The sequence below is a fragment of the Flavitalea flava genome, assembly GCF_054461575.1.
This window is the reverse complement of record NZ_JBTLQH010000030.1, coordinates 41,051-63,143: the sequence shown is the minus strand read 5'-3', so window position 1 is coordinate 63,143 and position 22,093 is coordinate 41,051. Positions and strand designations below refer to the sequence as shown.

The 22,093-nt window shown below is 47.6% G+C and carries 16 protein-coding genes; 12 read left to right on the top strand and 4 right to left on the bottom strand.

Annotated elements, in window-relative coordinates; translation table 11 throughout:
- Positions 1 to 762 carry a ferredoxin--NADP reductase gene (locus ACX0G9_RS22400; protein WP_459067193.1) on the bottom strand — a complete coding sequence of 254 codons (762 nt, stop codon included), beginning with the start codon at positions 760 to 762 and terminating at the stop codon, positions 1 to 3.
- A gap of 388 nt (positions 763 to 1,150) precedes the next feature.
- On the bottom strand, positions 1,151 to 5,017 hold the full coding sequence (locus tag ACX0G9_RS22395) for a S8 family serine peptidase (protein WP_459067192.1): 3,867 nt from the start codon (positions 5,015 to 5,017) through the stop codon (positions 1,151 to 1,153).
- 107 nt (positions 5,018 to 5,124) lie between these two features.
- Here ACX0G9_RS22395 and ACX0G9_RS22390 point away from each other — a divergent pair, with 107 nt between their 5' ends.
- From ACX0G9_RS22390 to ACX0G9_RS22380, 3 genes are all read left to right on the top strand, one after another.
- Complete coding sequence (locus ACX0G9_RS22390; protein ID WP_459067191.1) at positions 5,125 to 5,613, top strand: hypothetical protein; 489 nt, start codon at positions 5,125 to 5,127, stop codon at positions 5,611 to 5,613.
- 138 nt (positions 5,614 to 5,751) lie between these two features.
- Positions 5,752 to 9,321 (top strand): transcription-repair coupling factor, encoded by a 3,570-nt coding sequence (gene mfd / locus ACX0G9_RS22385; protein ID WP_459067190.1) that lies wholly within the window; start codon positions 5,752 to 5,754, stop codon positions 9,319 to 9,321.
- Between the two features lie 79 nt (positions 9,322 to 9,400).
- Positions 9,401 to 9,754 (top strand): DUF4870 domain-containing protein, encoded by a 354-nt coding sequence (locus ACX0G9_RS22380; RefSeq protein ID WP_459067189.1) that lies wholly within the window; start codon positions 9,401 to 9,403, stop codon positions 9,752 to 9,754.
- Between the two features lie 61 nt (positions 9,755 to 9,815).
- Here ACX0G9_RS22380 and ACX0G9_RS22375 read toward each other — a convergent pair whose 3' ends face one another.
- On the bottom strand, positions 9,816 to 10,244 hold the full coding sequence (locus ACX0G9_RS22375; protein ID WP_459067188.1) for a GNAT family N-acetyltransferase: 429 nt from the start codon (positions 10,242 to 10,244) through the stop codon (positions 9,816 to 9,818).
- Positions 10,245 to 10,551: 307 nt separating this feature from the next.
- On the opposite strand from ACX0G9_RS22375, the gene ACX0G9_RS22370 reads away from it, so the two are divergent.
- From ACX0G9_RS22370 to ACX0G9_RS22345, 6 genes are all read left to right on the top strand, one after another.
- The gene (locus ACX0G9_RS22370) at positions 10,552 to 10,788 is read left to right on the top strand and encodes an acyl carrier protein (RefSeq protein WP_038103191.1); all 237 of its coding nucleotides are present in this window, start codon (positions 10,552 to 10,554) and stop codon (positions 10,786 to 10,788) included.
- Positions 10,789 to 10,909: 121 nt separating this feature from the next.
- On the top strand, positions 10,910 to 12,163 hold the full coding sequence (gene fabF / locus ACX0G9_RS22365) for a beta-ketoacyl-ACP synthase II (RefSeq protein WP_459067187.1): 1,254 nt from the start codon (positions 10,910 to 10,912) through the stop codon (positions 12,161 to 12,163).
- A gap of 53 nt (positions 12,164 to 12,216) precedes the next feature.
- The gene (rnc, locus tag ACX0G9_RS22360; protein ID WP_459067212.1) at positions 12,217 to 12,957 is read left to right on the top strand and encodes a ribonuclease III; all 741 of its coding nucleotides are present in this window, start codon (positions 12,217 to 12,219) and stop codon (positions 12,955 to 12,957) included.
- Between the two features lie 294 nt (positions 12,958 to 13,251).
- A complete protein-coding gene (locus ACX0G9_RS22355) occupies positions 13,252 to 14,412 on the top strand; it encodes a T9SS type A sorting domain-containing protein (RefSeq protein ID WP_459067186.1) in 1,161 nt (386 codons plus the stop codon).
- 213 nt (positions 14,413 to 14,625) lie between these two features.
- Entirely contained in the window at positions 14,626 to 15,879 is a 1,254-nt protein-coding gene (locus ACX0G9_RS22350) for a hypothetical protein (protein WP_459067185.1), read from the top strand.
- 79 nt (positions 15,880 to 15,958) lie between these two features.
- Positions 15,959 to 17,152 carry a T9SS type A sorting domain-containing protein gene (locus ACX0G9_RS22345; RefSeq protein ID WP_459067184.1) on the top strand — a complete coding sequence of 398 codons (1,194 nt, stop codon included), beginning with the start codon at positions 15,959 to 15,961 and terminating at the stop codon, positions 17,150 to 17,152.
- Between the two features lie 4 nt (positions 17,153 to 17,156).
- On the opposite strand, the gene mce is transcribed toward ACX0G9_RS22345, so the two are convergent.
- Positions 17,157 to 17,558, bottom strand: coding sequence for a methylmalonyl-CoA epimerase (gene mce, locus ACX0G9_RS22340; protein WP_459067183.1), 402 nt, complete (start codon positions 17,556 to 17,558; stop codon positions 17,157 to 17,159).
- A 240-nt stretch (positions 17,559 to 17,798) separates the two neighbouring features.
- On the opposite strand from mce, the gene ACX0G9_RS22335 reads away from it, so the two are divergent.
- The 3 genes from ACX0G9_RS22335 to gldG all read left to right on the top strand — a co-directional run bounded on the left by ACX0G9_RS22335 (position 17,799) and on the right by gldG (position 22,081).
- Positions 17,799 to 19,001: an IscS subfamily cysteine desulfurase gene (locus tag ACX0G9_RS22335; RefSeq protein ID WP_459067182.1), complete on the top strand. Its 1,203-nt coding sequence runs from the start codon at positions 17,799 to 17,801 to the stop codon at positions 18,999 to 19,001.
- Between the two features lie 640 nt (positions 19,002 to 19,641).
- Positions 19,642 to 20,364, top strand: a complete 723-nt coding sequence (gene gldF / locus ACX0G9_RS22330; RefSeq protein WP_459067181.1) for a gliding motility-associated ABC transporter permease subunit GldF — start codon at positions 19,642 to 19,644, stop codon at positions 20,362 to 20,364.
- A gap of 1 nt (position 20,365) precedes the next feature.
- Entirely contained in the window at positions 20,366 to 22,081 is a 1,716-nt protein-coding gene (gene gldG / locus ACX0G9_RS22325) for a gliding motility-associated ABC transporter substrate-binding protein GldG (protein WP_459067180.1), read from the top strand.
- Positions 22,082 to 22,093 lie beyond the last annotated feature (12 nt).

The following is a 22,093-nucleotide window of genomic DNA, read 5'->3' as shown; positions in this document are numbered from 1 at the left end:
TCAGCCGTACAACTCCTGATGTATAGACTTCCGATCATACCCAAGTGCTTGTATGCGTTGTTTGGCTTCGTCTATCATATTTTTCCATCCGCATAAAAAGAAAGAGGCCGGTTTAAGCTCAGCTGGGTTGGGAGGACTGGAAAGGGAATTGCCATTTCGGCAGATCTCTTCATAGACCGCATGTACATAACCGGTACGGATAAGATTATTGTCCGGAATTTCCCGTGAGAAGGTAGGGATATAATGAAAATCCGGCATACGTTTCTCGAGGTCCCTTAATTCTTCCCCATAAAGTCCATCGCTGAATTTGCGGCATCCGAAGATGAGATAAATATTCTGGTGAGGTATATTATGATTTAAAAGATGATGAGCCATTGACCGGAAAGGAGCAATTCCGGTACCGGTACAAATAAAAAAAAGATCCTTTTCAATTTTCGCAGGCAAGGTAAAAATACCCTGAGGACCTCTCAGTGTAAGTTCACTGCCTACTTTTATTTCCTTAAACAAATAATTCGTTCCGGCACCGTCTTCCAGCAGGACGATTACCAGCTCCAGGACATTGGTCCCGTCGGGCCAGGAGGCGATGGAATAACTGCGCCATCTTTTGCCCGGTTTTTCGTGGATCGGGAGATCCAGGGTTACAAACTGCCCGGGTTGAAAATCAAAGGATTCCATAGCCGGTAACTGTATCCAGAATCTCCGGGTTTGTTCTGTTTCATTTTCAATGCGAATAACCGTACCTGTTTGCCAAGGTTGAAGCATGCGAAATATTTTAATATGACAACCAATTCTACACTAATATATATTTTTTTTATTGCTGGGAGATTTTTTTTATATGAGGCTTTTGGGGTTGATTAGGGGGGTGATTAGGGCTAGTGAGGATGCGAAGGTGGTGATGATGCGAGCTGGTAGTGATGGGGGGGATAGTGGGGGAGTCGTGGTAATGGGGTGGTGATTAATTCGGGGTTGGTGAGGGCGAGGGTAATGTTGGGGTGGAGGTGTGTTGCGGGAGTGTGTGTTGGGCTGGTGGTGTAATGCAAGGGAGTTTGTTGCGGGCATTTTTTGCTGCGCAAAAAAACGGAAAGCAGGCCGGGGCCTGCTTTCCTTCGCGTCTTATTATGGGCCTTCGGCCAGCGAACCTGTGGTTCGCTTAGTGTCTTACGATTATCTTTTTAATATAATTGTCCGAACCATGGGCGATCTTCAGGACATACATCCCTGCTGCCAGGTTGCCGGCATTGATCTGTTGGTTGAATTGTCCGACAAAATTCGGATAAGACGCCAGGTATACCTGTTGTCCCAGGGTATTGAACAGTGAAATACTTAAGTTATCCTGCGTTCCTAAATAAAACGACAACTGGAAGACTCCCGGATTCGGATTAGGGGCTGCCTTGAGCCCTATCGCAGTTCCATTGATATCATTCGTGCCCGTAGAGGTGAAATTGATCTGGTTGGAATACAGTGTACAACCGGTGGCAGGATCCGTAACAACGCTTTGATAAAGCCCCGAATAAATGGCTGTGTCAGTCTGGCCGGTAGCTCCGGGGATTAGCGTTGAGCTCCGGTACCACTGGTTGCCGCTGGTGAAATCGCTGGTCAGTACATTGCCGTTCAGCGTAATCACCGGGGCAGTTGGAGTATGGACGGTTACCGGTACCCTTGGCCCGGGACAGCCCGACAGACGTATGCCCATATTATAAAAAGGGAAATAGAACTTCTTATAAAATGTCAGGCTATCGGCGTTCGGATAGTCACGGAAGTCATTTCCGGTAATGGAAATTACTCCCGGCACGGTGATCGGGTAAGGGATGGTGGATGTACTTGATGTTGGAAATGAATTAAGGAAGGCAGAAGCATAATTCTGGCAATCGATAAGAATAATATAATTGCCAGGCGTCGGGATAGGAATATTCAGGTAATAGACCGCGCCCGTATCCGAATTATCTCCAGCGGCCACATCTATCTGGTGGCTAGTATCCGAAACGGTTTTAGTGGCATATACATCGATCGTGCTATTATATAAGGGGATATAGGAATACCCGCTGCGCGTATAACTGACCAGGGTGGCCAGGGTAAAGGAAATCCTTCCGGAATGCCCGATATACATCTTCGCGCTTTCAATGGTCAGCGGCACGCTGGTTGTCAACTGAACAAAATTTCCGCCCATACGGAAATACGCACCGGCACCATCGGAATAGGACAATTTATTTGGCGGTCCTGCCTTGGTATTAAGATCGTTGACCCCAAGATAATAGGTCTTGTCGGAAGGGATAACGGTGGTCGTCGTGTTATTTCCTGCGGCTACGGGAGTGGTTGCCGTTGCACTGGTATACCATAAAGCCAGATCATTACCTGAAGTGGTCGCTTTCAGATTTGCCTGGGTGGAAGTGGCCGAGCAGAGCGTGGCCGTCCCGGACAGGGTACTGGCTGTAGCACTGACGGTAAGTGTGGTGGTATTCTGATCATTGGAATTGTTTGGATCCCCTGCAAGGGAAGTACTGCTGATAAAGGTATAGGTAGTTCCCGCTATGGATGGGAAACTGGTATTATAAGTAAAAACCACTTCATTTCCGGGCGGAATCGAATCCTTACAGATTGCACTGAGGGTGGCCACTGTGGTACCGCCATTTTTTATAACGGTGGTGACAGGAACGCTGTTACGGGGAGTAGCCCCAAAATTTCTGATCCGGATAGCCACCAGCTGAGAATCACTGGCGCAAGTAGTGATGGTTGGGTATTGAAGACCAGTCACGCCGACATCATTGGAAGCCGTGGCAAACAGCACCCGGTAATCCTGGGTTTCTCCGACAGGGTAAATGCCGCAGGGGCTCACCAGGCCTGGTGTACTTGTTTCCTGTGCTATGATACGCATACGGGAAGCGCTGCCAACCTTAACGGTTGCCGGGATAAGTAGAGTAGAACTGGCGGTTCCGGATGGACCTGCTGGGCTCTGGTAGACCATTTCGCCGGCATCGGCAAAATTACCATTGTTGTTAAAATCGATATATACCGTAATGATCCGGTTATTATTGGAACCGTCACAACTGCCGCTGGTGATGCTTACCGGTACGTTTTGTCCTATGGATAGGATCGCAGCGGGAAGACCGGTGAAATCGGAATAGGTTTTACATCCCGCAGCATTGGTATTGTTGATACCGCCGATTATTACTTTGTCGATCCGTGTTCCTGCGGCGCCTGTCGATGCCGAAGCGCAATAGGTCTTTCCGCCAACTCCGCTGACCAACAGGGAATAGGCTTGTGCCCCTCTTGCCAAAACCCTTTTATGGGTAACTTTGATCTTATACGTTCTGCCGGGAATAAGGCTGTCAACCTGGATCTTTTCCACATTATCAAGAATATTATCGCCGGTGGTCGCGGCAGCGGGGCGATTCTGCGGATTGAGTTTCCATGGCAGGTAAACGGTTCCCGTAACACTGTCCGTGATCCGGATATCCAGGTCGTTGATCAGTTTGGGTGTAACATCGGCAAAATTGGAGCCTGTAGCGTTTGCGGGAACGGCGGCGGGATCTGTCCACGAAATGGTCGCTATAAGGGGAGAGGTGCCTGATGCAACCACGAAAAGGCTGTCGAAGTCATGCGTGCCATTGACCAGGTTGTTCTGCAGCAGCAGGTGAAGCGAGTCCCTGACAACAGCGGTAGCGCCGGAAGTAATGACCGCTGCCGCTTTCTGCATATTTACCAGACCCCACCCGTATTGATAATCCGGGCCAGGATTAGGTCCTGCCTCATCTGCCGTATGGATCAGCAAACCTTTCAGGGTCGCGGACCGCATAAAGTTACCGGGATACCGTTTGGAATAATACTCCTGCAATAAAAATGCAGATCCTGCAGTAGCCGGGGAAGCCATGGAGGTGCCGCTGAAAATATCATAGGCGTTATCGGCTGAACCGACGCTGGATAATACGTTTAATCCATCTGCCACCACATCCGGTTTTATGCGTCCGTCGCCGGTTGGCCCCCAACTGCTGAAATCCGTCAGGACCACATCCGAAGGTTTGGTATAACCTCCGGGGATGGGGCCTACGGCCCCTATGGTGAGGATATTTTTGGCGCAGCCATAGGTGGCGATGATCTGGTAACCGTTATTGCTGCTGAGGCCAGCCGGCCTGTTCCCTGCATTGCTCATAGTACCCGAATTGTCATAGCGGTAATAGGGCTTTCCCTGGTCAGGGCCGGTCTCACCCCGGTTATTCCCTGCCGCTTTTACGATCAGGTAATCGGGGGCGTTATAGGCGATGGAATCCCAGACCTGCGTCTCCTGGTCATAATAGCCGAATTTGTAATCCACGGTGTCTCCGGGATTGCCATAGAACTCCCATCGGTTCTGATCACTATTAAAATACCAACCGGCGATGGTGGCGTAAGAGTGGTTGGAAATGAGCAGGGGATTAGTGGATGAACCGGCGGCGGCCATCATTTCAGAAACATCACTAAAAAAATCGAAGCATTGAAGATCTTTTGCTCCAAAAGACATTCCTTTGGCAACAGGATTAATGCCGGCTGCAATCATGGTTCCTGCTACATGGGTGGAGTGATCACTGATCTCGGTTGAGCCGTCCTGCTGGGTTACCCTGCCCACCAGTTCGACATGGGTTGGGCGGACAAGTCCTTCGTCCCATACTGCCAGCCTGCCGGTCATATTAGAGGAGCTTCCGTTCAGGTTAAGACCGGTGTTGCCTCCTGGCCATAATTGGGTGGTCCCGATCGTGGCTGCGGATATGATATTTTCCGTGGTAGAAGTATACAGGGGGAATCCCTTGGCGTCCACAGCCATCAGGTAGGCCATTCGCCCGGTTTTGTTGTGCAGGATAAGAGGCCATCCTTTTTGTTTGGCAGTGGTCAGGAGGATCCGGTGAAGGTCTGCTTCCTTCAGGGCTCTGTCCTTGCTGGCATTCTGTAAGACATGTCTGTTGGTAAGAATTTGAGCGCTAACGGTCTGGCCTTCAATAATCAGCCCAGCAAAAAGAAATAGGGAAAGGACCCTGCTTTTGATCATAAATAATGTTTAAATCGTTCTCAAATTACAGTTTTATGGACGTTGAGGGAGTAATTATCTTATCTTACTCCATCCCCTGCCCATTTTCAGGTTAAATACGAATTTCTATGCGCACAAATGCTATTCAGGGCGGCCTTTTAATCGTTTCTGCGGGCTGGCTTTTTGGCGCCTGTATCCCAACCAGCCTTCCCGTAGCAGAGGCAGCCGGGGGCCGTCAGGGCATCGAAGGGACCGTATATATCGTTTCCGGCAACCGGATGCCTTCTCCCGATAAAAAGAACAGTCCCTTGCGGGCAGTACGCTCAACTGTTTATGTTTATGAATTGACGAATATCAGCCAGGTGGTCAGCTCCGGACAATCCTCTTATTATTCTGCCATACAGACCCGGCTTGTCAAACAGGCCGATACGGACGAAAAGGGACGATTCAGCATACTATTGGCCCCCGGGAAATACTCCCTTTTTACCAAAAAGGGAGACTTGTTCTATGCCACCCGCAGGGATGAACTAAACAATATCTCGCCGGTGGAGGTGATACCTCATAAAATGACAAAAGTGGAATGCAGGGTAGAATCCGACCATAAAGCTGTTTATTAGGATTTACGACAATTTAGCAAGAACGGTTGCTTCAGGAAGCTACAAGCTTCAGGCTACAAGCCGCAACCACAAGCTTGAAGCTAATTCAGACTGTTTTCTGCCTTGCAGCTTGCAGCTTTTCCGTACCTTTGCATCTGGATGAATAATGAGGTGCTATCAGGGTCTTTTTTGCATTCTCCCCGCCTTTTTCAATTGGCGGACAGACTTGTATTGTCTTCCCCCCAGCGGATCTACTGCAAGAATCTTCAGGGAAGTTCCCCGGCCTTTCTCATCAGTGCACTTTTCCAGCATTCGATGACCAGTCAGTTAAACCACCTCGTAGTTTGTGAAGATGCCGAATCTGCGGCCTATTTGCAGAACACGATCGAAAACCTGACCGGCGCACTGGATCTTTTTTATTTCCCATCTTCCTATAAGAATAAGAAAAATTACAGGCTTCTGAACAGCAGCCATGTGATGCTTCGGACGGAAGCCCTGACCCGGCTATCGGTCTCCATGGGAAATTCTAATTCCACAGGTAGTAATAAGAAGCTCATCATTACCTATCCGGAAGCCCTTTTTGAAAAGGTCGTATTGCCCCAGTCCCTGACCGGAAATATAATTTCTTTAAAGGCAGGTGATACCCTGGATCTGGAAGGGCTAATGGAAAAGCTGGTAGGAAAAGGTTTTGACAGGACCGATTTCGTATATGAGCCTGGTCAGTTTGCCTTGCGTGGTGGGATCCTGGACATCTATTCCTTCGGAAATGAAAAACCCTACCGGGTGGAATTATTCGGCAATGATGTCGATTCCATTCGCATTTTTGACCCGGAAACCCAGTTGAGTGAGCGCAAACTGTTGCAGGTCAATATCATACCAAATGTCGAGGCCCGATTGGACAGTGGGCATAAAATATCTCTCTTTGATTTTATCCCGGAAAATACCGTGATCTGGATGCAGGATTGGTTATTTACCCGGGAAAGACTTGAGATCCAGGAGCATGACCTGGGCTCCTTCCTGGAGAACGGAGCTGACGAGTGGGCCCTTGCTGGTGAAACGGCGGCAGGGGATAGCAGGGCACGTTCCCGGGCTGCCCGTGAAAAAGGGGTCGATGACGAAGATAAAATGGAAAGGAAAGAGGTGAGCCGGGATGAATTTGTAACAGCCGTGGAAGTGGAGGAGCAATTAAAAAAATTCCACCTGGTGGAGTTCGGGGCTTCTGAAAGTTCACTGATGCAGTTGCCTTCCCCCGCCAATCGAACGCCGGGTGGCGCGGGAGGTGGCGTCGCCGCTTCTCCCTCCGTTACGATCGAATTCCACACGCGCTCTCAACCGGCCTTCAACCGGAAGTTCGATTTGCTGATGAATGATCTGCAGTCCTGGGAGGCCAAAAAATTCAAGATCTTTATTTTTGCCGAAAACCCTCTTCAGCTGGAAAGGCTGCATACCATTTTTGAAGATCTTAAGGCATCTATTTCCTTTACCCCGATTGCGCTTTCCATTCATGAAGGGTTTATTGACGAAGACCTTAAAATCGTCTGTTATACGGATCACCAGTTATTTCAGCGCTACCACAAATACAAGGTCAAACAGGCCTATAATAAAAACAAAGCCATCACCCTTCGCACCCTGCGGGAATTACAGCCGGGGGACTATGTTACCCATATCGATCATGGAGTAGGGGTTTACAGCGGCCTGCAAAAGATCGAAGCCAACGGGAGGCTTCAGGAAGCCGTTCGCATCATCTACCGGGATAGTGATATCTTATATGTAAATATCAATTCCCTGCATAAGATCGCCAAGTATTCCGGCAAGGAAGGCTCGGTGCCGAAAGTAAATAAGCTGGGAAGCGATGTCTGGCAGAGATTGAAGGAAAAGACCAAGACCAAGGTTAAGGAAGTCGCTTTCGATCTGATTAAGTTATATGCCCAAAGAAAAGCGCAGCAGGGCTTTGCTCATTCTCCGGATAACTATATGCAGACGGAGCTGGAAGCCTCTTTTATATACGAGGACACGCCGGATCAGGGCAAGGCTACCGCCGATGTGAAAAGGGACATGCAATCTCCTTCGCCCATGGACAGGCTGGTTTGCGGGGATGTAGGGTTCGGGAAGACAGAGGTGGCGATCCGATCTGCCTTTAAAACCTGCTGTGACAGCAAACAGGCGGCTGTCCTGGTTCCGACCACCATTCTTGCCTTCCAGCATTATAAGACCTTTAGCGACAGGCTGAAGGATTTTCCGGTTCGGGTGGATTATATCAACAGGTTTAAATCTGCGAAAGAGAAAAAAGAAACGCTCAAACTGCTGGAAGAAGGCAAAATAGATATCATCATCGGTACGCATGGTTTGTTGGGGAAGGACGTAAAATTTAAAGACCTGGGTCTGCTGGTCATCGATGAGGAACAGAAATTCGGTGTAGCGCATAAGGAAAAGATAAAAACCCTCAGGACCCATGTCGATTGCCTTACTTTAACGGCCACTCCGATCCCCCGTACGCTCCAGTTCAGCCTGATGGGAGCCCGGGATCTGAGCATCATCAATACCCCGCCGCCCAACCGGCAGCCGATACAGACGGAGTTGCATGGCTACAATGAGGATTTTATCCGTGACGCCATTTATTACGAAACGGAGCGGGGCGGGCAAGTGTTTTTTATCTATAACCGGGTACAGGGCCTTCCCGAAATGGCCGCCATTATCCGGGGCCTTTGCCCGGATCTGAGTATCGGCTATGCGCATGGTCAGATGGAAGGGCATGAACTGGAAGAGCGGATTCTGGATTTTATCAATCAGGAATATGACGTCCTGGTATGTACGAATATTGTAGAGAGCGGAGTGGACATTCCCAATGTGAATACGATCATCGTCAATAACGCCCATCATTTCGGACTGAGCGATCTTCATCAGTTGAGAGGAAGAGCGGGCCGCAGCAATAAAAAGGCGTTTTGTTACCTGCTGGCCCCATCACTGGCTACCCTTCCTGCGGATTCCCGCAAACGTCTGCAGACTCTTGAGCAGCATAGCGACCTGGGAAGCGGCTTTCAGATTGCCATGCGCGATCTGGATATCCGGGGTGCCGGGAATATGCTGGGTGGGGAACAGAGCGGGTTCATGGCGGAGATAGGATTTGAAATGTACCAGAAGATCCTGGAGGAGGCTATAAAAGAGCTAAAGAGAACAGAGTTCAGGGATTTATTTAAGGAAGAGATCTCCAAACAGGAAGATTATGTGCAGGATTGTACCATCGATACTGATCTGGAAATCCTTATACCCGACTATTATGTAGAGAGCATTACCGAACGGTTAACCTTATATACCCGTCTCGATAACTGCGAAGGAGAGGAGGAATTGCAGAAGTTCTACCAGGAATTGGCAGACCGCTTCGGTCCTGTGCCCGCTCAGGTAGAAGACCTTTTCGATACGGTTCGTGTCCGGGCCTTATCCGTGCGTCTTGGATTTGAAAAAATGATCCTGAAAGAAAATAGCCTGCGGTGTTATTTTATAAACCGTCCTGATTCCCCTTATTTTGAATCGGAAATCTTCCAAAGGATACTGGAGTATATTCAAAAACACACCAATAAAGCAAAATTAAAACAGGCCGGAAAATTATTCCTCCTGACGGTTGAAAATATCCCTACCATGAAGGACCTGCTTGGATTTCTGCAGCGAATGAGCCATTTTGTTCATGCCCCGGCCAGCCTCACCCCACAAACACAACCCCCAACCTCCTAAAGGGGAGGTAAGCGCTGTCTTCTTTGGTAGGTTGGAAAAAAAGAGTCTTTTTCGTATATTCAATTAAAATAGCCAATCTATGATAGAGGAAAAATCCGGTTATGCACCCACCAGCGACGAGCGCATTATGGGCGTGCTTTCCCACATTCTCGCCATTGTTCCGGGAATTGGTATTCTCGGCCCACTGGTAATCTACCTGGTTAGAAAGGGAGAATCTGAATTTGTAACGGAAAATGCAAAGGAATCTCTGAATTTCCAGTTAACGGTCATTATAGCTTATATCGTGGGCTTCATCCTTCTTATAGTGCTGATTGGGGCCCTCCTGCTGTCGATTATTTGGGCCCTCAATGCCGTTCTGGTCATTGTGGCAACGATAAAAGCGAGTGAGAACAAGGTTTACCGTTATCCCTTTAATCTGAGGCTGATCCGATAATAGGCTTCAGGCCAGAAAACAGCCTGAATTAGCTTGTAGCTTGCTGCTTCCTGTTTGCAGCTTATAAAGCTTTCTCCATGATATAGTGGGCGATCGTTACTTCCTGAAACTCCTCCCCAAAGGCCTTGTAGCCTAACTTCTCATAAAAGCCAAGGGCTGTTTTACGGGCGTGCATGATGAGCTTCTTATAGCCCTGATCCCGTGCGATATTTTCGGCAAAGATCATAAGTGCCCGCCCGATACCTTTTCCCTGCATATTGTTTGGGACGGCCATCTGCCGGAGCCTTATGGTGATCTGGTCTACCCTGGTCAGCAAACAGCATCCCAATAATTTATCATCTTCGAAGGCGCCCATGAGTACATCTTCCTTTTCATGGTCCAGTTCTGCCGCATCGAAAGACAATCCGAGCGGTTTTCGTAATATTTCATTACGTAAATGGACCATTTGCAGGTACTCCTTTGTTCCATGATCTATCATCCTAAGTGCCATGCTGTTATTAGGTTTTGTGTTGGAAAACTTGCCGGGGTTGCCGAAGATATCTAAATTTACTAATTCCAGGGTTCAAATAAGGTCAAAAATTGAAAATCGGCAAAAAAAGGGAGATATGGGCTGGAATCGGAGCCGGAAACAACATATTAGGATTTTATACTAAAAGCCGCTGCCAACGCCATAAAGGAGAGAAAACTTACCCGGAAAGGGTATTGAAACAAGGTCTCTTAAAAATTAAAAATGCCTTGTTGGTTCTGTTTAGTTCAAAAATTATATTTTTGCAGCCGTATAACTAAAATTTACAAAAATGTCAGACATCGCTACAAGGGTTAAAAAGATCATCGTTGATAAATTAGGCGTTGAAGAAGCAGAAGTTACCAATGAGGCTTCTTTCACCAATGATCTGGGTGCCGACTCTCTGGACACCGTTGAATTGATCATGGAATTTGAAAAGGAATTTAATATTTCTATTCCGGACGAACAGGCTGAAACGATCACGACTGTGGGACAGGCTATCGCCTATCTGGAAGAGCATGCAAAGTAGTTAGTCGCAGGGAACCTCCAACATCCGGTATGTTGCAATAAATTCGTAGGATCCGCCTTTTCAAGCATAATTGCTTAAAAGGCGGATTTATCCTTAAACTAATTTCCAGGTCAAGCCATATATGGAATTGAAAAGAGTTGTTGTTACGGGTATTGGAGCCCTGACTCCGGTAGGGAATAATCTAACCGATTACTGGAACGGCCTCCTTGGAGGCATTTCCGGAGCGGATGGTATTACCTTATTTGACGCGGCTAAGTTTAAGACCCGTTTTGCCTGCGAATTAAAGAACTTCGACCCTCTTCAACACCTGGATCGAAAAGAGGCCCGCAAAATTGACCGTTTTACACAGATCGCGCTGGCTGCCAGTGACGAGGCGGTAAAGGACGCGGGCATTGATAAGGAAACGATGAACCCTGACCGGATTGGCGTTGTATTCGCCAGCGGAATAGGGGGTCTGATCACCTTCCAGGAAGAAGTGATCAACTTTGCCAAAGGAGACGGAACCCCACGTTTTAACCCTTTCTTTATTCCCAAGATGATCCTGGATATTGCTGCCGGCCATATTTCTATGCGTCACGGATTCCGGGGGCCGAATTTTGCGGTAGTAAGCGCTTGTGCTTCATCGACGAATGCCATCATGGAGGCTTTTAATTTAATTCGGTTAGGCATAGCCGATATTATTTTGAGCGGCGGCTCCGAGGCGGTCATCAGCGAAGCGGGTGTTGGTGGATTTAATGCCATGAAGGCCCTGAGCGAGCGTAATGATGATCCCAAAACGGCAAGCCGGCCTTATGACAGGGACAGGGATGGATTTGTCATGGGGGAAGGCGCTGGAGCGATGGTCCTGGAGGAGTTGGAGCATGCAAAAGCCAGGGGAGCGCATATTTATTGCGAGATCGCCGGTTGCGGCGCCACGGCGGACGCCCATCATATCACCGCCCCCCATCCGGAAGGATTGGGCGCGAAGAATGTGATGATGGCTGCCCTGCGGGATGCCGGAATGAGGCCCTCCGATATTGACTATATCAATACCCATGGTACGTCTACTCCATTAGGAGATGTTGCGGAAGTGAAAGCGATAATGGATGTTTTCGGCGACCATGCTTTTTCGGTGAATATCAGTTCGACGAAGTCTATGACAGGGCATTGCCTGGGTGCAGCGGGGGTAGTGGAAGCTATTGCCTGTGTGATGAGCGTCGTCAACGATAAAGTTCCCCCAACGATTAACCACCTGACCGATGACCCGGACCTTGATCCGCGGCTTAATTTTACCTTCTCTAAACCACAACAAAGGACAGTAAGGGCCGCATTAAGCAATACTTTCGGCTTTGGCGGCCACAATGCCTGTGTCATCGTAAAGAAGTACGGGGTATAAACGTCCGGCTTTTTTATTTTTTATTGGACCAAAAAATTTGTAGCTTGTCAGTTGTGGGAATCCTGGAAAGAATCATAAAAGGCGATGCCGCCGGGGCTTCGTTTAAAAGGCAACTTCGTAACGTACTGGGCTTTGCCCCGGGCAAAGCCGTATTGTATAAGACGGCACTTACACACCGCTCGGTGAAGGACGGTGCCGATGAGAACAATGAAAGATTGGAATATTTGGGCGACGCCATTCTCAGTGCAGTCATTGCGGATTTTCTCTTCAAAAAATATCCTTATAAAGAAGAAGGTTTTCTGACCGAGATGCGGAGCAAAATGGTCAATCGCAACCAGCTCAACGATATTGCCACTAAAATGGGGCTGAAAAAAATCAGCAATTTCAACAAATTCGATAGCAGTCTGAAGATGAGCCAGATCTTCGGAAATACCCTTGAGGCCATCGTAGGTGCCATTTATCTGGATAAAGGTTTTGAAAAAACCCGCCAATGGGTCATAGAAAGGCTGATCCAGCCATATCTGTTCATGGATGACCTGGAAAACCTGGAGATCAACCATAAGAACAAACTCTATGGATGGGCTAATAAGAACGGAAAGAACCTCGAATTCGAGACCCTGGACGAAAGGCTGGAGGGCGGACGGCGGTTATTTACGGTGGGGGCGGTGGTTGACGGGGAGCTGATAGCCCAGGGAAAGGCCTATAATAAAAAAGATGCCAGCCAGATTGCCGCGCAATTGGGCCTGGACAAGCTGGGACTCAATAAGATAGACACAGGCGAGGAAAATACCTGAAAATAATTTTTCTTTTAATGGGCTTTTACTATAGGATTTATCGTTTTTTTTCTACTTTTACTCCGGACATCTCCCCAATCCTCGAAAAAATCTTCTCTACTAAGGTAGTACCCAGTATTCCTTAACAAATTTATTGACAAACCTGTTTTGGTATTGGTATATCACAATTATGCCTTGATACCGGTAGGAAGGCTTATATAACCCCTGATCCAAATCATCTATCGAAAGATTCGTCCTGAATCCACCTGCTATGGTTTACCATAAACCACATTCAATTAATCAACCTTTGCAATCATGAAACATGTTTACCCTTTAGCAACCCTATTGCTAGCAACCCTCATTCTTTCAAGCGGTGCTTTCGCCCAAACTTATTCCGGTGGTACTTATACAGCCTACAGAACCGGCAACTGGCACGTCAATTCCGGACCAAATGTCTGGACAACTTCCGAGCCGCCTTCCCATTGTATTAACTGCCAGATCATCATCAATTCGGGGGTAAGCGTTACGCTGAACACGAGTGTCACCTTATCCAACAGTTCGATCCTCGTCATTGGCACGGATCCTTCTTCCGCGGCTGCTTTGATCATTAGCCCTGCCTCCGGCGGTACGGACTGGGCCTCCGCCTTTAATATCATCCTGCAAAAGGATGGCTCCAATCCGGGAAATGCGATTCAACTGGCTAACAGCAGCGCCTTTATTAATGTAGAAGCTACCGGTGCTCCTGCCTCCTATGACGGAATAATTACCTCTGTTCCAGACCATAATACTTATTTCAAACAGGTGGGCAGCGCGCCTTCCGGATTTACCGGTACCGATATCGATAATGGCGCCGTCCCCCCTAACGGATCAAAATTATTCGGATCTGCCTATCTGGGTGGGAATGGTATATTACCGATCCTTTTAGTTGATTTCACGGCGGTCATGAATGAAAAAAAGGCAGTTGATCTTGCCTGGGCCACCCTTACAGAAAGCAATGCTGATTATTTTGGCATCCTGCGTAGTACGGATGGCGGCGCTCATTGGGAAACCATTGGAAAGGTGGCTGCCAAAGGAGCATCTTCCACTCCGGTGAATTACTCCTTTACGGATGCCAATCCGCCAACAGGCGTGAGCGAATACCGGTTGCAACTATTTGACCGGGATGCACAATACAAATACTCCGATATTAAAGTCATTCGTAGTGTGCTGGTCCATAATATCCGGATTTTCCCGAATCCGGCCAGGGACTATGTTTATGTTACCCTTGGAGGGAATGAAGGAGCTGCTGCCACCAATTTCAGTATCCGCGTTCTTAACCAGGCGGGTCAGGTATTGGCAGAAAAGAAAGTGGCCAATGGTTTGGGAACCACTCAATCCTTCACGGTAAGCAATTATCCTCCGGGAAATTATGTGGTCGTGGTCAATGGTTCGGATGGCTCGCAACAAGCGACTAAAATAGTTATCAGCAAACAATAAGCAATAAGCTGGCTGGTGGAAACCTGGCCTTCTGCTACAGGAAATTTTTGATCGCTACAGGAATTTTGATCTTTTCAAACGCCCCCGGCTTGTCCGGGGGCGTTTGAATTAAAGAAAGATTAATATTTGGCTTATCGCCCCTCCCTGCGGGAGAATATATAATAAATAATAAGGAAATGAGTTAAATACCAGAAGTCCAATATTCCTTATACCATGAAAACCGGTATTTATTCCTATTTGAAAAAAACAAGCCTGGCTTTTTGCCTTGGGATGATACTGCATTTTACTTCTTCCTGCCAATGTAATAATAATCTTTCCACCCGCTTTTATGATACCGTGTTAACCGGAATCGGATATGGCACCTACCAGATCAGTTTCCCATCCTGGAATCCTGACTCCGGTCTTTTAGTGTCTGCAACGGTGAAAGCCCTCGTATCCTTGAAATATGGATTTTCGGTTAAAAACGTGGATACGGGCCCGGCAACCTATTCTATCTGGGTTGGACGGGAAGACCAGATCACCAGCCCTGTTCTAACAGCTCCTTACGATAAGATCATCGAGCAAAAAATCGGTGCATACCCCTTGAATCCGGGTATTGGATTTGTGCAGGCCCCTTTTGATTTTCTTGATCATCAGCCAAATACCGATAGTATTACGGGGAATGTCGCAGCCTTTATGGGGGCAGGCAAAGTAAACTTCACCTATGCCCCCATCACTTATACCAATATTCGCACTACGAATAATATGAGCTATAACTTCAGCTCGGCGTCCAGAGATACGGTCCATTTTTCACTTACCTATCTTTATTGCAAAGGTGGGGGGGTGCTGGCAACCAGTCTGAGTCGCTTTACGGCAGTGCTTCAGGAAGGCTGGGGGGCGGGAACCCGCAGGACGATAGATGGAGCTAAAGTGCAATTGGCCTGGACAGTAGAAAATGAGCGGCCCCAAAGACGGTATGAGATTGAAATAAGCCGGAACGGGAAGGATTTCAGGTCCGTAGCTGCTCTTCATTCGATAATTGGTCCGCAGGCGGAGTATACGTATGGATATGATCTGACTGGCGAGCCGCCCGGGAGATTTTATTTCAGGCTAAAAATGACGGATGTTAATGGCGTAGTTTCCTTTTCCGGCGTCAGGGAGGTATCGGCAGGGGTCGAAGTCCCCGAAGGTAATTCCGGAGGAATCAGCTTTTCGTTATTTCCGAATCCGGCTGTTGATCATATCAATCTATTCCTTGGACGGGGGGCGGGAACGGATTGGCAGGTCGATGTTATCGCCTCCAACGGGAGTCTTGTACAACGGACAGAATACCGGTTATCCTTAATGGGAAACAGACAGGCGGGAGCGGGTGTGATAAGCATTGATTTTCAACGCCTACTTCCTGCGGGGACCTATTTTATCCGCGCAACGGACCGGAAAGAGCGTCAAACCTATAGTACATCGTTCCTAATTGTTAACAGGAATTAATACAGATTTAATGGATCACATGCAATAAAGGACAGAATTTATAAGTTGATAAATGGTATTTTTTAATTAATTCGTTCCCATGAGACCCCCCCAAATCCAATTATCCATGGCCATGCTATGCATGCTGGCCAGCGTCTCCCTTATTTTACCGCTCCGGTCCGGAGCCCAATCCTGTACTGGTACTCTTCAGTCCACAACCTATACCGCTGTTTTTTCAGGTACGGGAAATGATGTGTATACCCCCGTTTTTCCACAATATTCCCCGCCCGGTGGCTATCTTTTATTATCCGCCACACTTAAATCCGTGACCTCGGTGAATGCCACGTTACAGCTTAACAATAGCGGTTCAACGCAGGCTACGTTTAAGCCAGGGGTGATCATTGAACATAATCTTCAATTGAATGGGAGCGATATCCTGGATAACGACGGTGATGTCATATCGGATATCACTGCCAATAAAAATTTTGCCCAGGTTACGATGAATCCGGGTGATGCTATGACAGTCGGACCTTCCCCTGCCTTCACTAATAAAACTATCGTCAATATCCCCCTGACTACCGCCGATGGGCTCTTAAACTCTTTTGTAGGGACGGGTAACCTGGATCTGACCTATACGACAAGTACGAGTTATATCACCAGCGTATCGATCAATCCTTCGGTTACAGATGTGACTACATTCACCCTGACCTATCAATATTGTTATGGAGGAACTCTTGCCGCAGACATTCTCAGCTTCACGGCTGTCCGGGAAAATGAGCAAACGATCGCCCTCAATTGGCTTACGGCCAATGAGCAGGCCGGGCGGAAATATATCATCCAGGTAAGTTCAGGCGCGGGCGCTGGTTTTGCGGATCTGGCCACACAGCCGGCAGATCCGGTGAACAGGGATGCCGGTTACTCCTATCGTTACCTTGTCCGTCCTGCAGATAAAGGCCGTCTTTATTTCCGGCTGAAACTCGTGGACGTGGATGGAACTGCGGGTTATTCGGCGATGCGTATTGTCGATCTGGGGAATAACTTAGCCGGTGCCGGATTCTCCATTTTTCCCAATCCGCCTGTCGATGACCTGCATCTGCAATTTCCTTTAACGGCCAAGATCTGGCAGGTAGACATCCTGGCTGCTGACGGCAGACTGGTGCAACGGAATTATTTTAATAATGCGGATAAGGGGCAGTTGATCTTCAACCATAAATTAGCTGCCGGTACCTATTTCTGCCGCGCGACGGAGGTAGAGACGGCCAAGAATTATTCTGCTGCTTTTGTGATTAGGTAGGGGATCATTTCCTTTCCATACACAATTCGACCAACAGGCCATTGGTGTCTTTGGGATGCAGGAAACAAATGAGTTTATTATCAGCTCCTGGCTTCGGGCTCGTATTCAGCAGGGTGAATCCTGCTTCAGCCAAACGTATCATTTCCGCATCGATATCGGCGACATCGAAGGCGATATGATGCATGCCTTCTCCTTTCTTTTCAATGAATCGGGCGATTACCCCATTGGGATCCAGACTTTGCAGGAGTTCGATCTTCGTTTCTCCTTTTTGAAAGAAGGCAGTATTTACCTGCTCGCTGGTTACCTCCTCGGTTTTGTAACAGGGACTGTCGAGGAGTTTCTCGAACAAGGGAATGGAAACCGATAGATCTTTGACTGCTATGCCGATGTGTTCGACCTTACGCATGAGGGACTTTTATCTGCGAATGTACAGAATATCGTCGCCTGATGTCCCCATCTTTCCCAGAGTGTTTATTTCATCGGGAGTTTATTTACGAAAAAATGTCATTTACAATTGGGGATTACAAAGGGGCTCCAACCCCTTTGTTGCTACGCAAATGAATATTTTGTGCCGGTGCGACACCTTTAAAAACGAGAGCGCCAGGCACAAAATATCCGGTAAATTTGTGGTTCAAAAGGACGATACATGTTGAAACTTCCCATATACCTTGACTATAATGCGACGACACCCTGCGATCCCCGGGTGGTAGAGGCCATGCTCCCCTATTTTACGGAGAAATTTGGAAATGCTGCCAGCCGGACCCATTCCTTTGGCTGGCAGGGTGAAGAGGCCGTTGAGTTGGCGAGGGAACAGATTGCCAGACTGGTGGGAGCCGAATCGAAAGAGATCGTTTTTACGTCTGGTGCTACGGAAGGGGATAACCTGGCGATCAAAGGGGTATTTGAGCGGTATGCCACAAAGGGCAATCATGTTATTACCGTATTGACGGAGCATAAGGCAGTAGTGGACACCTGTAAACATATAGAGAAGCAGGGAGGGGAGGTCACCTGGCTGGGAGTGAACCGGGATGGGCTGATCAGCCTGGAGGAATTGGAGGCTTCCATCAGGCCGGAAACGGTCCTTATTGCCATTATGTATGCCAATAACGAGATCGGAGTGATTCAGCCGGTGGTGGAGATAAGCCGGATTGCCCGAAAACACGGGGTAATATTTTTTACCGATGCCACCCAGGCAGTTGGCAAGGTGCCTGTGGATGTAAACCAAGACGGTATCGACCTGATGGCCTTCAGCGCCCATAAATTATATGGTCCGAAGGGGGTGGGAGCCTTATACGTTCGCCGCAAAGGCCCCCGGGTAAGTCTGACAGCCCAGCTGGACGGGGGAGGGCATGAGCGGGGAATGCGAAGCGGTACGCTGAATGTACCGGGAATCGTAGGTTTTGGAAAGGCTTGTGAAATCTGCTCAGAACAAATGAGTGTTGATAATCAACGAATTGCACTGTTGAGAGACAAATTGGAAAAAGGACTGCTGGAAATACCCGGAACATTTGTAAATGGCAGCCGGGAGTATCGGTTGCCACAGGTTACTAATCTCTCCTTTCAACATGCAGATGGGGAAGGAATGATGATGGGTTTTAATAAAGATATAGCTCTTTCCTCGGGTTCGGCCTGTACCTCCGCTTCCCTGGAGCCCAGTTATGTACTCAAGGCCCTGGGACTGGAAGACGATCTGGCACATAGCTCCATTCGTTTTGGTCTGGGTCGTAACACGACAGAAGAAGAAATTGATTATACGATTAAGCAGGTGAGCAATACAGTTGCCCGACTACGTGAAAATAACCTGCTATGGGGGCAACATTTGTTAAAACAGGAACAAACCGGTAGATAGGAAATGTAGGATACGGTTCTTTTGTTTACGGAGATTTTCTGATACGGGAGAAATTATTATAATAAATTTCTGTAGATAGTAATAATATGTTTCCGACCAAAATAAAAAGTGTTCCTATGTCTCCGCATGGGAAAATTTCCATTTTTAAATAACTGGCAAATCTTGACTTTGCCGTTTGCGGCTAATTTGTCCGAATGGGGTAAAGGTCTTTGTCAGCAAGGGTTTGGCGAATTTGAAAAATGCTCAGGTACCCCAACAAAAAAACCCGCCTTTAAAGGGGCGGATTTTTTCATGCAGTTGGTTTCGGTTAAATATTTTTTTACCTGGACCGAATATCTTTTCTAAGGAAGGTTGTTCAAAAATGATGATTGTGCAATATAAGGAATACTTATAATCCCCCACTTTTTTTATTTATTCAAATTAAAGTTTTTTTCCACAAGTGATTTCCCATTATTAAATGTTTTCCTCCATATGGCAATTTTTATTAAAGCCATATGTAGGAAACAGGAATGGACCACAGGTCCATTGGCCGCAGGCCGATAATTAAACGTTTTCCTCCATATGGCTAATTTTATTAAAGCCATATGTAGGAAAACAAAATGTATCCAACCGAACCATTATATCACTTATTTTCGTGTTTATGTGGGCCGTTTGCAAAAAAGAACTCCGTCAATTTTTTAGTAGCCTTACAGGGTATATCGCAATTATTGTTTTCCTGTTATTGAACGGGCTATTCCTGTTCGTATTTCCGGACACGGATATATTGACATTCGGATATGCCACACTGGACAAATTCTTCGAACTGTCTCCCTGGATCTTATTATTGCTGATCCCGGCCATTACGATGAGGAGTCTCTCCGATGAGTTTCGCATGGGAACCTTCGAGATCTTACAGACGACACCCCTGAGCAGGGCACAACTGGTTATTGGTAAATACCTGGCCAGCCTGATTGTTGTATTGATAGCTCTGGTGCCGACCCTTATTTACTTTTTGTCCGTACAACGCCTGTCTTCCCAAGGCGGAATCGATACAGGGGGAACGACAGGCAGTTATATCGGATTGGTTTTTCTTTCTTCCGTATTTACGGCGATAGGGATCTGGTGCAGCAGCTTTACTTCGAATGCCGTTGTAGCTTTTATTGGTGCGGCCTTTGCCTGTTTCCTTTTATACAATGGTTTTGGAGCGGCCAGTCATCTGCCGGTATTTGCCACTGGAGCGGATTATTACATCGGGATGTTGGGTATTGATTTTCATTACCGCAGTATCAGTCGCGGTGTCATAGATAGCCGTGATCTGGTTTATTTTATAAGCGTGGTAATTTTATTTTTGAGCCTGACCGGTCGTAACCTGGCCAAACGTTAATATGAAGAAACTAATATCCCTTAAATACGGTTGGATCGTACTTGTCCTCCTGTTGGTAGTAGTGAACCTGCTGGCTTCCCGGTTCCATTTCCGGATCGATCTTACACAGGAAAAAAGGTATACGCTGAGTAATGCGACCAGGAACCTGCTTCGCGGGCTGGATGACAATGTGCAGGTCGATCTTTATCTGCATGGGGATTTGAAGGCCGGTGTCCGGAAATTATCAAAAAGTACAGAAGAGCTATTGCAGGAATTTGCAGAATACAGCGATGGAAAGGTTCAAATACGCGCTTTTGATCCGCTGGCCGGTTTCAAGGATACCGATTCGGCGAAGGTTGATTTTCTGGACTCGCTCCGGAAACTGGGTATTGAACCCATGACACAGATAGCGCAATCCAAAAAAGGGGAAGAACAATCCCAGCGCCTGGTAATTCCCGGCGCCATTCTGCGTTACAAGGACAAGGTTGTTGCTGTAAATTTATTGAAAGGGGTACAGGTTGGACGGGAAGGCCAGCCGGAAGAACAATTATACACGAATGCAGAAACACTGCTGGAATATAAATTCGGCAGCGCAATAGATAAGGTAACACGTAGCCATACTCCTGCCATAGGTTATGTGGTAGGGAATGGTGAGCCGCTTGATTTCAATGTATATGACCTGATCCAGGATCTTCGCTCCCAGTATCATTTTGGAGTGGTTAAACTGGATAGCCTTCCGCTCATACCCCTGCAATACAATGCACTGGTCATTGTCAAACCCACGCAAAAATTCACAGACCGGGAAAAGTTGACCCTGGATCAATATGTCCTTCACGGAGGACGGATTTTCTGGGCTATCGACAACCTGTATGCGGAAATGGATAGCCTTCGTCTCGATCACGAAACTACGGCCTATGACCGTGGCTTGGGATTGGAAGACCTTTTTTTTAAATACGGTGTGCGCGTTAACCAGGACCTGGTGGAAGACCTGCAATGTGCCCCGCTTAACCTTGTTGTAGGTATGCAGGGGGATAAACCCCAGATCCAGTTGATATCCTGGCCTTATTTCCCCTTGCTTAACGGTAGCCTTACCCATCCTATCTCCAAGAACCTGGATCCTGTTTATGCCAAATTCGCTAATTCCCTGGATACCGTCAAGGCGCCGGGTATAGAAAAGACGGTGCTGTTGCAAACTTCTGCCAATGGCAGAACGATTAGCACTCCCGCACTGATCTCCTTTGAAAGTGTGAAACAGGCCAGCGATCCGAAATTGTTCAATAAACCCAATATTCCTGTAGCTGTGCTGCTGGAAGGTAAATTCACCTCCCTGTTTGCCAACAATATCTCTGCTGCCATCACCGACAGCCTGGCCAACTATTACAGACAACCCTTTCTGCCGCAGGCCCAGGAGCCTTCCCGGGTGATCGTTTGCGGGGATGCCGATATCGTGATGAATGAGGTCTCCAAAAGAGGTCCTTTGCAGATGGGATTTAATAAGGACAACGAATATTCCTTTGCCAACAAAGATTTTTTTCAGAATTGCCTGGAATACCTGGTGAATCCGTCTAATATACTGGAAACAAGATCCAAGGATTTCACCCTGCGGCTGCTGGATCCGAAAAAAGTGGAAGAGGAACGTTCCTTCTGGCAATTCATCAATATAGCGCTGCCGATCCTGCTGGTCATTGCGGGCGGGTATATTTATCAGTTCCTGCGGAAAAGAAAATACCAGGGGTAAGTTCCTAAATTT

What these genes read in the sequence shown, in the direction of transcription:
- ACX0G9_RS22400 (WP_459067193.1), bottom strand. Translation starts at nt 762, where the DNA reads ATGCTTCAACCTTGGCAAACAGGTACGGTTATTCGCATTGAAAATGAA.
- ACX0G9_RS22395 (WP_459067192.1), bottom strand. Translation starts at nt 5,017, where the DNA reads ATGATCAAAAGCAGGGTCCTTTCCCTATTTCTTTTTGCTGGGCTGATT.
- ACX0G9_RS22390 (WP_459067191.1), top strand. Translation starts at nt 5,125, where the DNA reads ATGCGCACAAATGCTATTCAGGGCGGCCTTTTAATCGTTTCTGCGGGC.
- mfd (WP_459067190.1), top strand. Translation starts at nt 5,752, where the DNA reads ATGAATAATGAGGTGCTATCAGGGTCTTTTTTGCATTCTCCCCGCCTT.
- ACX0G9_RS22380 (WP_459067189.1), top strand. Translation starts at nt 9,401, where the DNA reads ATGATAGAGGAAAAATCCGGTTATGCACCCACCAGCGACGAGCGCATT.
- ACX0G9_RS22375 (WP_459067188.1), bottom strand. Translation starts at nt 10,244, where the DNA reads ATGGCACTTAGGATGATAGATCATGGAACAAAGGAGTACCTGCAAATG.
- ACX0G9_RS22370 (WP_038103191.1), top strand. Translation starts at nt 10,552, where the DNA reads ATGTCAGACATCGCTACAAGGGTTAAAAAGATCATCGTTGATAAATTA.
- fabF (WP_459067187.1), top strand. Translation starts at nt 10,910, where the DNA reads ATGGAATTGAAAAGAGTTGTTGTTACGGGTATTGGAGCCCTGACTCCG.
- ACX0G9_RS22355 (WP_459067186.1), top strand. Translation starts at nt 13,252, where the DNA reads ATGAAACATGTTTACCCTTTAGCAACCCTATTGCTAGCAACCCTCATT.
- ACX0G9_RS22350 (WP_459067185.1), top strand. Translation starts at nt 14,626, where the DNA reads ATGAAAACCGGTATTTATTCCTATTTGAAAAAAACAAGCCTGGCTTTT.
- ACX0G9_RS22345 (WP_459067184.1), top strand. Translation starts at nt 15,959, where the DNA reads ATGAGACCCCCCCAAATCCAATTATCCATGGCCATGCTATGCATGCTG.
- mce (WP_459067183.1), bottom strand. Translation starts at nt 17,558, where the DNA reads ATGCGTAAGGTCGAACACATCGGCATAGCAGTCAAAGATCTATCGGTT.
- ACX0G9_RS22335 (WP_459067182.1), top strand. Translation starts at nt 17,799, where the DNA reads ATGTTGAAACTTCCCATATACCTTGACTATAATGCGACGACACCCTGC.
- gldF (WP_459067181.1), top strand. Translation starts at nt 19,642, where the DNA reads ATGTGGGCCGTTTGCAAAAAAGAACTCCGTCAATTTTTTAGTAGCCTT.
- gldG (WP_459067180.1), top strand. Translation starts at nt 20,366, where the DNA reads ATGAAGAAACTAATATCCCTTAAATACGGTTGGATCGTACTTGTCCTC.